Below are 12,707 nucleotides of genomic sequence, written 5' to 3' on the forward strand. Positions count from 1 at the left end.
CTCATCTCCCGGAAGTTTCCGGTCGACGGGGTATCAACATATCTGGCGTTGACTTTTGGCACGCTGTTGAGTTCTCAAGGAACGGACGCTTCCTTTGGAGTCCCTTCCGGGTTTCCTCCGGGCGCTTCCCTTCGGTGTTTCACACTCTATCAGGTCTTTTTCGGCTTCCGGACCGACGCTTTTCCGCAGGAATGCAGAAGGCGTCAATTCGCGAGTCGCGATCAAAACCCAATGGAGTACTGCCCGCCATCGACCGGCCACATTTCACTGCGGCCTGGCGTCCGGGGCAGGTCTAAGACAGTACAGCTCGGCTGTGGGCGAGGCAAATCGATTCAGCGGGACTCGCGGAGCGTAACCGGGGCCTGTCATGCGGAACCGTCAGTTCTTATGACTTACGCTTCTGAACGGTGCGCCGTCCAGGACAGGTAGTGACGGCGACCTGATGAATCTCCACCCCTGGGAGGCTTCCCATGACCACCGTGACGTCCCCGCTCGCTGGACGCGCCATCGGACTCGCGGCTGTGCCCGACCCGGTGTTCTCCGGAGCGATGGTGGGTCCCGGTACCGCCATCGACCCGGTTCGTGAGCCGTCTACCGCCGTCTCGCCCGTGGACGGTGTCCTCGTATCTCTGCATCCGCACGCGTTCGTCGTCGTCGACGCCGAGGGGCACGGTGTGCTCACTCACCTCGGTATCGACACCGTTCAGCTCAACGGCGAGGGCTTCGAGCTGCTGGTGAACAAGGGCGACACCGTCCACCGCGGCCAGGAGATCGTGCGCTGGAACCCGGCCGCGGTCGAAGAGGCCGGTAAGTCGCCGGTCTGCCCGGTCGTCGCGCTGGAGGCCACCGCGGACTCGCTCGGTGAGGTGCGCGAGGACGGCGACCTCAAGGCGGGCGACCAGCTCTTCTCCTGGCAGTGAGCCGGGCGCCGTCCCGAACGGCAGGTACGACATTCAACGCGGCGGCCCGGCCGTCGCATCAACCGGAGACGGGTGCAATGGAGACAACGCTGCGAGGCGTCGGCGTGAGCCACGGTGTGGCCATCGGCGAGGTGCGGCACATGGGCACGGCGGTGCTGGAGCCGCCGGCCAAGCAGATTCCGGCGGACGAGGCGGAGCGCGAACAGGGGCGTGCCCGCCAGGCCGTGGAAGCTGTCGCCGCCGACCTGATAGCGCGGGGAAATCTTGCGGGCGGCGAGGCCCAGGCCGTGCTGGAGGCCCAGGCGCTGATGGCGCAGGACCCCGAGCTGATGGCGGACGTCGAGCGGCGGATCGCCGTGGGCAGCACTGCCGAACGCGGTGTGTACGACGCGTTCGCGGCGTATCGGGCGCTGCTCGCCGGTGCGGGTGAGTACCTCGCCGGGCGGGTCGCCGACCTCGATGACGTGCGGAACCGTATCGTCGCCCGGCTGCTCGGTGTGCCGATGCCGGGTGTGCCGGACAGCGACGAGCCGTATGTGCTGATCGCGCGGGATCTGGCGCCGGCTGACACCGCGCTGCTCGACCCGTCGCTGGTGCTCGGTTTCGTGACCGAGGAGGGCGGGCCGACCAGCCACAGCGCGATTCTGGCGCGGGCGCTGGGTGTGCCGGCCGTGGTCGCGCTCCCGGGTGCGGGTGAGCTGGTCGAGGGCACCGTGGTCGCCGTGGACGGCAGCACCGGTGAGATCTTCGTGGAGCCGAGCGCCGAGAAGCGGGCGGAGCTGCGGCGGGCGGCCGAGGCGCGGAAGGCGGCGCTGGCCGCGGCGTCCGGTCCGGGTGCCACCTCCGACGGGCACAAGGTGCCGCTGCTGGCGAATGTCGGCGGCCCTGGTGATGTGGCCGCGGCGGTCGAGGCCGGGGCCGAGGGTGTCGGTCTGTTCCGTACCGAGTTCCTGTTCCTGGACGACAGCAAGAAGGCACCGTCCGAAGAGAAGCAGGTCGAGGCGTACCGCAAGGTTCTGGAGGCCTTCCCCGAGGGGCGGGTCGTGGTGCGGGTGCTCGACGCCGGCGCCGACAAGCCGCTGGACTTCCTGACGCCGGCCGACGAGCCGAACCCGGCTCTGGGCGTGCGGGGTCTGCGGACGCTGCTCGACCACCCGGACGTGCTGCGTACGCAGCTGACGGCGCTGGCGAAGGCGGCCGAGGGGCTGCCCGTCTACCTCGAGGTCATGGCGCCGATGGTGGCGGACCGGACCGACGCCAAGGCGTTCGCGGACGCGTGCCGGGACGCCGGGCTGCAGGCGAAGTTCGGCGCGATGGTGGAGATTCCGTCGGCGGCCCTCCGGGCGCGGTCGATTCTGCAGGAGGTGGAGTTCCTTTCGCTGGGGACCAATGACCTCGCGCAGTACACCTTCGCGGCGGACCGTCAGGTGGGCGCCGTGTCGCGGCTCCAGGACCCGTGGCAGCCGGCGCTGCTCGACCTCGTGGCGGCTTCGGCCGAGTCCGCGAAGGCCGAGGGCAAGAGCTGTGGTGTGTGTGGTGAGGCGGCCTCCGATCCGCTGTTGGCCTGTGTGCTGACGGGGCTTGGTGTCACCAGCCTTTCGATGGGTGCGGCGTCGATTCCGTATGTGCGGGCGACGCTGGCCAAGCACACGCTGGCGCAGTGCGAGCGTGCCGCGGCCGCGGCGCGGGCCGCGGACACCGCGGACGATGCCCGGGCGGCCGCGCAGGCGGTGCTTTCCGGGGAGTGACCCCATGGGCGCCGTGCCCGCCCCGGCACGGCGCCCCGCATATCGCGGAGTTCTGACGGCCGTCCCGCCCTTGTGGCGGGGCGGCCGTTCGCTGTCTCCGTGAGCGAAGGATCAGTGGTGGGTGTGGGGGTCGGGTGGCGGGGTGAGCGGGAGGCCGGGGGCGTGGTCGACGCCGTGTTCGGGTGGGATCGGTTCGCCGGTGTCGGTGTCGGTGCAGTAGGCCGTGAAGACCTCGGCGGCGCTGAGGGGGCGGAGCCAGGAGTCACGGAGCGACCAGCCGCGGACGGTGTCACGGCCGCGGTCGACGCGGTTGTCGGAGGGAGCGGGTTCCCCACCGGCAGAAGCAGCGGAGTCGGTGGAGTCGGTGGAGTCGGTCGTGTGGGCCGTCGTGCGGGAGACGATGCCGCCGGGGGTGCGCAGGGCGAACCCGGCGGCGAGGACCGTACAGAAGAGGAGGCTCTCGGATTCGTCGAGCCGGCGCGGGTCGCCCTCGTGGGTGGTGGTGTGCACGGCTGCGAGAAGGGACGGATGACCGGCCGCGATGGAGCAGACCAGGTGGTGGGCTCCGTCGCCGAGGGCGGCGAGGAGCTGCTGGAGCGCTTGAGTGGCGCGGGCGAAGGCGGCGTGGGCGAGGTCCGCGCCGCACTCCTCGCAGCTCCCGGCGCGGGCCAGCAGCGCCGAGGCGTGCCGCCAGGTCGCCTGGCGGTCGGATTCCTCCACGAGCAGCGGGATCAGTCGGCTGAGCGGCTCGCCCTCGTACGTCAACGCCGCGCCGGTACGGGCGACTTCGGCCGTGTAGCGGGTACGGCTGTCGGGGCGGTCCGGGTCCAGGGCGAGGTCGGCGCAGAACTGCTCGTAGGCGACCGGGTCGAAGAGGCTGACGGTCGTCAGTACGCCTTGGTCGGCGAGGGTGCGCAGCAGGGTCTCCATCTGCTGGAGGTAGCTGTTGTGGTCGTCGAACGGGAAGGTGCGGTAGCGGCGCATGGCGCTGAAGTCCCGCTCGTCGGCGAGGACCGCGGCGGCGCTGGGGATTTCGCGGCGCAGTGCGCGGCGGGCGGCGGAGCCGCTGGATCGGGCGGCCGGTCCGCCGGTGCGGTGGGCGCGGGCGGGCCGATCGGCGGGCCGGGATGTGGATGTCATGACTCCCCCTGGTGTGCTCTGAGTGTGCTCGGTGTGGCGTGCGCGGACCGAACGCCACTTGTCACTGAGAGTAATCGGAGGGTCTGACAATGCCGATCCCGCGCCGGCTGAGGGGCCGTGCGGCCTGCGGTCTCCGGGCCGGCGCCGTCCGGCATGGGCCGGTGGGCCGGTGGGCCGGCTACCGCGCGCGGTCGCGGGCCACCTGCTCGTAGAAGCGGAGCAGTTCCAGGTCGTCGACGGAACCGGGGTTGACCGCCTTGTCGAGCGGGGTGCCCTGGAGGAGGCGCTTGACGGGCACCTCGATGCGCTTGCCGGTGAGGGTGTGCGGGACGCCGGGGGCCTGGATGATGTCGTCGGGGACGTGGCGCGGTGAGAGCTGTTCGCGGATGGTGTGCTTGATGCGCTCGCGGAGGGCGTCGTCGAGGGTGGCCCCGGGGGCAAGGTGGACGAAGAGCGGCATCCAGTAGCCGCCGTCCGGGAGTTCCAGACCGATGACGAGGGATTCGCGGATCTCGGGGAGCCGTTCGACGGCCTCGTAGATGTCGGCGGAGCCCATACGGACTCCCTGGCGGTTGAGGGTGGAATCGGAGCGGCCGTGGATGACGACGCTGCCGCGCGAGGTGACGGTGATCCAGTCGCCGTGCCGCCAGACGCCGGGGTACATGTCGAAGTAGCTGTCGTGGTAGCGGGTGCCGTCCGGGTCGTTCCAGAAGCGGGTGGGCATGGACGGCATGGGCTGGGTGATGACGAGTTCGCCGACCTCGTCGATGAGCGGCTTGCCCTGGGGGTCCCAGGCCTGGAGGTCGGTCCCGAGGCAGGGAGCCTGGAGTTCGCCGATGTGGACGGGGAGGGTGGGGACGGCGCCGGCGAAGCAGCTGCAGACGTCGGTGCCGCCGCTGACGGACGCCGTCCACAGCTCGGCGCCGCTCTCCGCGAAGGACTCGTGCAGCCATCGGAAGCCGTCCGGCGGGAGCGGGGAGCCGGTGGTGGCGACGCAGGTGAGGGCGGAGAGGTCGAGGTCGCGGGCCGGGTGGATACCGGCCTTGCGGCAGGCCATGACGTAGGCGGCGGAGGTGCCGAAGAGGGTGGTACGGGTGGCCGCGGCGACCCGCCACTGGGCGGCGATGTCGGGGTGGCCGGGACTGCCGTCGTAGAGGACGATCGTGGCGCCCACCAGCAGGCCGGCGACGAGGAAGTTCCACATCATCCAGCCGGTGGAGGTGTACCAGAAGAACCGGTCGTCGGGACCGAGGTCGCAGTGCAGGCCGGTCTGCTTGAGGTGTTCGAGCAGGATGCCGCCCTGGGACTGGACGAGGGCCTTGGGCAGTCCGGTGGTACCGGAGGAGTACAGAACCCACAGCGGGTGGTCGAAGGGGACCTGTTCGAAGACCGGTTCGGTGTCGTCGGTGGTCAGGTCCGACCAGTTCAAGGCACCTTCGGGGGCCGGGGTGCCGAGCAGCGGGATGTGCACGACCGCGCGCAGGGTGGGCAGTTCGGCGCGGAGTTCGGTGACGGTGTCGCGGCGGTCGTGCTCCTTGCCGCCGTAGCGGTAGCCGTCGACGGTGAACAGGACGACCGGTTCGGTCTGCTGGAAGCGGTCCAGCACGCTCCGGGCGCCGAAGTCGGGGGCGCAGGAGGTCCACACGGCGCCGACCGCGGCAGTGGCGAGCAGGGCGACCACGGCCTGCGGAATGTTGGGGAGATAGCCGCTGACCCGGTCGCCGGGGCGGACGCCGAGGCGGCGGAGCGCGGCGGCCAGCGAGCCGACCTGGGTGCGGAGTTCGGCCCAGGTGACCGGGGTGGGCCGGTGGCTCTCGTCGACCTGGAGCAGTGCGGGGTGGTCGGCGCGGGCCGGGTCCTCGGCGGCGCGCAGGGCGTGCTCGGCGTAGTTGAGGGTGGCGCCGGGGAACCAGCGGGCGCCGGGCATCGTTCGGTCGGCGAGGACGGTTTCGTAGGGGGTGGTGAAGCGGACGTCGAACCATTCGGCGGTGGCCTGCCAGAAGGCCGGGAGGTCGTCGACCGACCAGCGGTGCAGCGCGGCGTAGCTCCCGGCGGGGTCGCCCGGGGCGGGAACGGGTGCGCCGTGGTGGGCGGCGGCCCAGCGGTGGAAGCGGGTGACCTGCGCGCCGGCGATACGGTCCGGGCCGGGCTGCCAGAGGGGTTCCGGCTGGGGGGCGGACTGCGGTGCGGTGGTCATGATGCGGCTCCCGGACGGTACGCGTCGTCTGCGTCGGCGCGCACGGCGGCGGGGGTCTCCCGTGGTGCCCGTGAGCGCGTGGCACGGCTTGCCTGGACGGTGTGACGCTGACGATGCCATGTGATCGACTTGTGCACCAGGGTGGAACCAGGATGGACGCCGCACATCCGGATGTGATCAGGTGCGGTCCGCGGTGCGTCTGCGGTGCTGTCGCCTCGTGGTCCGGGCCCGTCCCCGCGTGCCCGGTGGGATGGGGGATTCGGTCACCGAGGGGAATCGGTCACCGAGGGGATTCGGTCACCGGACGGCGGGCCGCCGGGCCCGGAGTGGCCGACCCGGCCCCGCGCAGGTGAACGGCGGTTGAACGCGGCCCGCGCACCTGGGTGTCGATGGCAGGCTGACCGGCATGGACGGGCGTGATCTGGTGCGATCGGTACGGATGGTCAGGGCGGTCGGACCGGCACAGGGGCTGCGGTCCGTGCGCTCGGCCTGGCGGGCGCGGCGGGCGGACGCCCGGGCGCTGCCGCGGCGGGTGCCGGAGCGGGCGAGGGTACCGGGGCCGGCGCGGGGCGCCGAGTCCCGGCCGGGCGGTGGGGTGATCCACTTCGCGCGGTCGTCCCTGCGGGTCCGGGTGGCGTCCGGGGGCGCGGTGTTCTGCGGCTGGGACGGTGCCGGACCGGAGCCCTCGTACGCGCTGGCCGGGGCGTGTCCGGAGGTCGATCCGCGGGCGGTGCTGGAGCCGGATACCGAGGGCGGCTGGCGGGTGGTGTCCGAGCGGGTGCTGGTGACGGTCTCCCGGTACGGCGCGGTGGAGGTGCGGACGCCCGGCGGGGCGGTGCTGCGGCGGGAGCAGCCACCGCGCTGGTGGGACCGTACGGAAGACGGGGACCATACGGAAGAGCCGGACGCCTCGCGTACCGGGCGGCCGGAGGCCTGCGGCGCCTCGCGGTGGGTGCTCCGCTCGGAGGTGGCCGCGGACGCCCGGTTCTTCGGGCTGGGCGGCCGGGCGCACGGGCCGCGGCTGCGGGACGGTGAGTACCGGCTGTGGAACACCGATCCGGGCGGTGCGTTCGAGCCGGGTGACGATCCGCTGTCGCTGACGATGCCGGTCCAGATAGTGGTGGCGGACGCCGGTACCCATCTGGTGTTCCACGACAATTCCTGGGACGGCCGGGTGCTGCTCCGGGAGGGCGTGGAGGGCGTGGGTTCGGGGCACGACCGTCCGGGCAGCTGCCAACTGCGGATGGACGGCGGGCCGCTGCGCTACTGGGTGCTGGCCGGTACCCCGGCCCGAGTGCTCCAGGTGTGGACGGCGCTGACCGGGGCGCCCGCGCTGCCGCCGCGGTGGGCGCTGGGCCATCAGCACGCGCGGTGGGGGTTCGGCGGCCAGGACGAGGTGCGCCGGGTGGTGTCCGGCTACCAGGAGCGCGGACTTCCGCTGTCCGCCGTCCATATGGACATCGACCACTACGACCACCACCGGGTGTTCACCGTCGACCGCGCGCGCTATCCGGATCTGCCGGGCCTGGCCCGGGAGTTGCGGGCCGAAGGGGTGCGGCTGGTGTCGATCGTGGACCCGGCGGTGAAGGCGGAGCGGGGGAACGCGGTGTACGAGGGCGGGCGGGCGGCCGGGGCCTTCGTACGGGACGCGCGGGGCCGGGAGGTGCGCGGGGTCGTCTGGGCCGGTGAGTCGGTGTACCCGGATTTCACCGACGCCGGGGTGCGCGCGTGGTGGGGTGAGCGGTACGCGGAGCGGCTGGCGCAGGGCTTCTCGGGTTTCTGGCACGACATGAACGAGCCGGTCTCGTTCGCCCCGTTCGGCGAGCCGACACTGCCGCGCTCGGCCCGGCACGCGCTGGAGGGGAGCGGCGGTGACCACCGGGAGGCGCACAACGTCTACGCCCTGGCGATGGCGCGGGCCGGCTTCGAGGGACTGAGTGAACTGCGGCCTGAGGAACGGCCGTTCCTCTTCTCCCGTTCGGGCTGGGCCGGGCTGCAGCGCTACGGGGGCACCTGGTCGGGGGATGTGGCGACCGGCTGGCCGGGGCTGCGGGCGTCGCTCTCCCTGGTGCTGGGGCTGGGTCTGTGCGGGGTACCGTACAGCGGCCCCGATGTGGGCGGGTTCTCCGCCGAGCCGTCCCCGGAGCTGTATCTGCGCTGGTTCCAGCTGGGCGCGTACCTTCCGCTGTTCCGTACCCACTCGGCGGTCCGGGCGGGGCGCCGGGAGCCGTGGGAGTTCGGGGCGGAGGTGCTGGGCCATGCCCGTACGGCGCTGCGCGAGCGGCAGCGGCTGCTGCCGTACTTCGGGACGCTCGGCCAGTTGGCGCGGCTGACCGGGGCCCCGTACGTCCGGCCGGTGTGGTGGAACGCGCCGCGGGACCGGGCGCTGCGGGACTGCGAGGACGCCTTTCTCCTGGGGGACGCGCTGCTGGTGGCACCGGTGCTGGCGGCGGGCGTGACCCGGCGGCCGGTGCGGCTGCCGCGCGGGCGGTGGTACGACACCGCGACCGGGCGGGCGTACCGAGGTCCCGGGCGGGTGTGGGTGGACGCGCCGCTGTCGCGGATTCCGGTGCTGGCGCGGGCCGGTGCGGTGCTGCCGGTGGCCGGTGCGGACGGGGCGACGGAGCTGGAGGTGTGGGCACCGTCGGCCGGGCGCGGGGGCGGCGGTCTGGTGGTGCCGGACGCCGGGGACGGCTGGGAGCGGCCGGCCGTGGAGCGCTTCACCACGCGCTGGGAGGACGACCGGGTGGTCGTGGAGCGGCGGGACGGGCGGCCGGTGGGATATCCGGTGCGGGTGCGGGGGCTGGAGGGGGCATAGGGCCTGCCGTCCGATGGGTCAGGGCCGCAAACCGTCGGAGGGACGGGCTTCCGCTCCCCCGCCCCGCCTGGTAGACGGGAGCCATGCCGAGACTCGCCGCCACGCTGCGCGGCCTGGCCGTCGCTGCCGCCGCCCTGATGACCGTCACCGCCGCGCCGCCGCGGGCGCCGGGTGCCGTCCGCGCCGCGGCGCATCCGGCCACGATGCCCCGGGAGTTCGTCGCGCTGCGCGCGGTGGACCCGACGATCATCCAGGAGATGCGCTATGTCACCCCGCACAATTTCACGGGCGTGCCGGTGGACGGCTACCGTCATCCGAGGTGCCTGCTGACCCGGGACGCCGCCCGGGCCCTGCACCGTGCCCAGCGCTCCTTCCTGAAGCGCGGGTACTCGCTCAAGGTGTACGACTGCTACCGGCCGCAGCGCGCCGTGGACCATTTCGTCCGGTGGGCCGAGGACCTCGGCGACCAGCGGATGAAGGCCGAGTTCTATCCGCGGCAGGACAAGGCGAAGCTGTTCGACGACGGCTATATCGCCGCCAAGTCCGGTCACAGCAGGGGCAGTACCGTCGATCTGACCCTGGTGCGGCTGCCGGCGGCGCCCACCCGCCCGTATGTGCCGGGTGAGCCGCTCAAGCCCTGTTACGGTCCGAAGAGCGAGCGCTTCCCGGACAACTCCCTCGATATGGGTACGGGCTTCGACTGCTTCGACACGCTCGCGCACACCCTCGATCCGCGGATCCGCGGTCGGCAGCTGCGGAACCGGCTGCTGCTGAAGAACGGCCTGGAGCGGGCCGGATTCGTCAACCTGCCGGAAGAATGGTGGCACTTCACGTTCACACCGGAGACGTTCCCGGACACCTACTTCGACTTCCCGGTCCGGTGACCGGGGCTGCCGATCCTGGGCGGTCTGTTCCTGGGCGGTCTGCTCCTGAGTGGCCTGCTCCTGGGTGGCCTGCTCCTGGGTGAAGCGCCGCTCGCTCCGTCGAACGTCCTGTGTGCATCGCGCGGGAGCCGGCCGTACGCTCCGGAAGCGTACGTGAACAGTACGTTAATCACAGTCCGGTCGGAGGGTGGCGGGGCAAGCTACTGCCGTGCCTGCCTGGACGGACCAGCTTCGATTCGCCTTCCAGCCCGTGGTGAACCTCTCGACCGGTTCGATCGCCGCGCTGGAGACACTCGCCCGCCCCGAGCCCGGCGCGGTCGACGTCCTCACATCTGCCCGGCGCTGCCCCGACCTGGACGCCGAACTCGCGGCCCTCGCCGTACGCGCCGCGGCGCACCAGGAGACGCTGCTGCCGCTGCACATCAACGTCTTCGCCACCACGGTCGCCGAGCTGCCGCGGCTGACGTCACTGGGCAAGGCCGTCCACGACATCGGCCGGCGCCCCTGGGAGATCACCCTGGATCTCGTCGGACCGTTCACCCATGCCCCGCACGCCGCGCTGCTGGAGTCGGTGTCGGTGCTGCGCGACGAGGGGTACCGGATCTGCGCGGACGGGGTCGGGGACGGGGATCTGCCGCTGCGGCTGCTCGGTGAGCTGGCGCCGGACCTCGTCAAACTCGATGCCGCGCTGTGTGCGCGGCTGGACACCGACCGGGGACGGCAGGCCGCGGTGGCCGCGATGCGGCAGCTGTGTGAGCGGGTGGGCGGACTGCTGGCCATCGAAGGGGTGGAGACCGAGCGGCAGTACGCGGCGGTGCGGGACGCCGGGGTGCAGCTGGCGCAGGGGCATTTGTTCGCGCCGCCGGCGCGGCGGCCGGCCACCGAGGTGTATCTGCCGCGCGCGGTACGGCCGGCGGTGAGCGGGCCGGCGCTGCCGTACCGCCCGCCGTCCGGGCCGCCGGTCACCCAGTTCCTGCAGCCTGCCGCGCTGCTGCCGATGTCCGCGTCGGCGGGCGCGGTGCGCAGCCATCTCATCGGCTTCCCCGGGGTGTCGGGGGTGCTGCTGGTGGACACCGACGGGGTGCCCGTACGGGCGATCGGCCGGGACCGGTTCCTGCTGTCGCTGTCCGGGCGGTACGGGCATGCGCTCTACGCCGACCGGCCGGCGCTGCGGCTCGCGGACCGGCCGCGGACGGTGGGCGCGGACGCCACCGCCTGGCAGGTGCTCGATGTGATCGCCGAGGGCGGCCGGGACCGGACTGCGGACGAGGTGGCTGTGGTGGACGAGCGCGGCCGCTGTATCGGCGTGGTGCACCTCGCCGACATCCTGCGGGCGCTGGCCGAGAGCCGGGTGGAGGAGGCGGCACGGCTCAATCCGCTGACCCGGCTGCCCGGTTCGGACGAGGTCAACGGCGAGGTGGACCGGCGGATCGCCGAAGGGCGGGCGTTCGCGCTGAGCTGGTTGGACGTGGACGGGTTCAAGCAGGTCAACGACGGCGCCGGGTTCGCGGCCGGCGATGAGCTGATCCGCGCGGTGGGGCGGACGCTCGCCGAGGTGGCGGCGGGGGTTCCGGCGTCCTGGGTGGGCCATATCGGCGGCGATGACTTCCTGGTGCTGACGGAGCCGGACGGCCTGGAGCCGTTCACCGCGGCGCTGTTGGACGTGGTGTGGCCGGTGGGCGGGCGGCCGGTGACGCTGTCGCTGGCGACAGTGGTGTGCCCGCCCGGCAGCGTCCCTGGACACCGTGCGGCCGCGGCGGCGCTCGCCCCGCTGAAGAAGGAGGCGAAGGCGTTGCCGGGGGCGAGCTGGGTGGTGGGCCGGCCCGGCGCGGCGCGGACCGAGATCCGGCGGGGTGCGACGGCTCCCGGGAAACCGCCCGCCGGACCGCCGGAGGGACCGCCGGCCGGACCGGAATCGACGACTCAACCCCTCCTCCCCTAGGCGACCTTGACGCCCGATCACCTCAGAGGAACACTTCCGGGTGCCGGTCGGCACCGCGCACCCGGACACCACGCACCCTTCACCACGCACGCACCCCGTATACCGCCGACCCGGGCATCCGGCCGGGTGGCAGCGGCTGCCCGCTGCCCGCCCGTGACACACACCCTGCACGGAGTACCGGGGACGTCCCCGGGTGAGGGCCAAGGAGCCGCCATGTATTCCCCTGGGGACATCGTCGTCGGTGAAGTGATCGGTACCGCCGTCCTGATTCTCTTCGGCACCGGTGTGTGCGCCGCGGTCAGCCTGCGGCACTCCAAGGCCCAGTCCGCCGGCTGGGTCGCGGTCGCCTTCGGCTGGGGCCTGGGCGTCCTGGCCGGGGCGTACACCGCGGCGCCGCTGTCCGGCGGGCACCTCAACCCGGCGGTGACGGTGGGCTCGGCGGTCGCGGGCGGCACCGAGTGGTCGGTCGTACCGCTCTACATCGTGGCACAGCTGGCCGGTGCGGTGATCGGTGCCGTACTGGCCTGGGCGCTGTACTACGCGCAGTTCGCCGCCAACGACGGCCGGTCCGGTGGCGCCCCGCAGCCGACGCTGGGGATCTTCGCCACCGCCCCGGAGATCCGCAAGCCGGCCGCCAACCTCGTCTCCGAGGTCATCGCCACCGTCGGCCTGGTGCTGCCCCTGCTGTTCTTCGGCCAGAACGAGGGCATCGGCCTCGGCCAGGTCCCCGGCGCGCGGACCGGGATCTACGGTTCGGGGATCACCGTGCTGCTGGTGGCGCTGCTGGTCGTCGGCATCGGGCTGTCGCTGGGCGGGCCCACCGGTTACGCCATCAACCCGGCCCGCGACCTCGGTCCGCGTATCGTCCACGCGCTGCTGCCGATCCCCAACAAGGGTTCTTCCGACTGGAGTTACGCCTGGATCCCGGTGGCCGGACCGCTGATCGGCGCAGTGCTCGCGGGCCTGGTCCACGTCTGCGTGTTCTGATCTGCACGTTCCGATCGGCGCGTTCCGATAGGCGCGTTCCGATCAGCGCGTTCTGACACCGGCGGGCGCCC

General features: G+C 72.6%; 8 protein-coding genes. 6 read left to right on the plus strand and 2 right to left on the minus strand.

Going from position 1 to position 12,707, the window contains the following annotated elements; translation table 11 throughout:
* Nucleotides 1-470: 470 nt before the first annotated feature.
* Nucleotides 471-920 (plus strand): PTS glucose transporter subunit IIA, encoded by a 450-nt coding sequence (locus tag ACFY12_RS18290; RefSeq protein ID WP_390716834.1) that lies wholly within the window; start codon nt 471-473, stop codon nt 918-920.
* Between the two features lie 77 nt (nt 921-997).
* Nucleotides 998-2,668 carry a phosphoenolpyruvate--protein phosphotransferase gene (ptsP, locus tag ACFY12_RS18295; protein WP_390716835.1) on the plus strand — a complete coding sequence of 557 codons (1,671 nt, stop codon included), beginning with the start codon at nt 998-1,000 and terminating at the stop codon, nt 2,666-2,668.
* 111 nt (nt 2,669-2,779) lie between these two features.
* On the opposite strand, the gene ACFY12_RS18300 is transcribed toward ptsP, so the two are convergent.
* Both ACFY12_RS18300 and ACFY12_RS18305 read right to left on the minus strand, forming a co-directional pair.
* Nucleotides 2,780-3,808, minus strand: coding sequence for a hypothetical protein (locus ACFY12_RS18300; RefSeq protein ID WP_390716836.1), 1,029 nt, complete (start codon nt 3,806-3,808; stop codon nt 2,780-2,782).
* A gap of 178 nt (nt 3,809-3,986) precedes the next feature.
* Nucleotides 3,987-6,005 carry an acetoacetate--CoA ligase gene (locus ACFY12_RS18305; protein WP_390716837.1) on the minus strand — a complete coding sequence of 673 codons (2,019 nt, stop codon included), beginning with the start codon at nt 6,003-6,005 and terminating at the stop codon, nt 3,987-3,989.
* 406 nt (nt 6,006-6,411) lie between these two features.
* Between ACFY12_RS18305 and ACFY12_RS18310 the strand changes: the two genes are divergently transcribed.
* The 4 genes from ACFY12_RS18310 to ACFY12_RS18325 all read left to right on the plus strand — a co-directional run bounded on the left by ACFY12_RS18310 (nt 6,412) and on the right by ACFY12_RS18325 (nt 12,636).
* Nucleotides 6,412-8,823: a glycoside hydrolase family 31 protein gene (locus ACFY12_RS18310; protein ID WP_390716838.1), complete on the plus strand. Its 2,412-nt coding sequence runs from the start codon at nt 6,412-6,414 to the stop codon at nt 8,821-8,823.
* An 83-nt stretch (nt 8,824-8,906) separates the two neighbouring features.
* Nucleotides 8,907-9,707 carry a M15 family metallopeptidase gene (locus ACFY12_RS18315; RefSeq protein ID WP_390716839.1) on the plus strand — a complete coding sequence of 267 codons (801 nt, stop codon included), beginning with the start codon at nt 8,907-8,909 and terminating at the stop codon, nt 9,705-9,707.
* Between the two features lie 208 nt (nt 9,708-9,915).
* A complete protein-coding gene (locus ACFY12_RS18320) occupies nt 9,916-11,649 on the plus strand; it encodes an EAL domain-containing protein (protein WP_390716840.1) in 1,734 nt (577 codons plus the stop codon).
* Nucleotides 11,650-11,862: 213 nt separating this feature from the next.
* A complete protein-coding gene (locus ACFY12_RS18325) occupies nt 11,863-12,636 on the plus strand; it encodes an MIP/aquaporin family protein (RefSeq protein ID WP_390716841.1) in 774 nt (257 codons plus the stop codon).
* Nucleotides 12,637-12,707: the final 71 nt, after the last annotated feature.

Origin of the sequence: Streptomyces sp. NPDC001339, from assembly GCF_042895955.1 — a bacterium.
Lineage (GTDB): Bacteria > Actinomycetota > Actinomycetes > Streptomycetales > Streptomycetaceae > Streptomyces.

What these genes read in the sequence shown, in the direction of transcription:
- ACFY12_RS18290 (WP_390716834.1), top strand. Translation starts at nt 471, where the DNA reads ATGACCACCGTGACGTCCCCGCTCGCTGGACGCGCCATCGGACTCGCG.
- ptsP (WP_390716835.1), top strand. Translation starts at nt 998, where the DNA reads ATGGAGACAACGCTGCGAGGCGTCGGCGTGAGCCACGGTGTGGCCATC.
- ACFY12_RS18300 (WP_390716836.1), bottom strand. Translation starts at nt 3,808, where the DNA reads ATGACATCCACATCCCGGCCCGCCGATCGGCCCGCCCGCGCCCACCGC.
- ACFY12_RS18305 (WP_390716837.1), bottom strand. Translation starts at nt 6,005, where the DNA reads ATGACCACCGCACCGCAGTCCGCCCCCCAGCCGGAACCCCTCTGGCAG.
- ACFY12_RS18310 (WP_390716838.1), top strand. Translation starts at nt 6,412, where the DNA reads ATGGACGGGCGTGATCTGGTGCGATCGGTACGGATGGTCAGGGCGGTC.
- ACFY12_RS18315 (WP_390716839.1), top strand. Translation starts at nt 8,907, where the DNA reads ATGCCGAGACTCGCCGCCACGCTGCGCGGCCTGGCCGTCGCTGCCGCC.
- ACFY12_RS18325 (WP_390716841.1), top strand. Translation starts at nt 11,863, where the DNA reads ATGTATTCCCCTGGGGACATCGTCGTCGGTGAAGTGATCGGTACCGCC.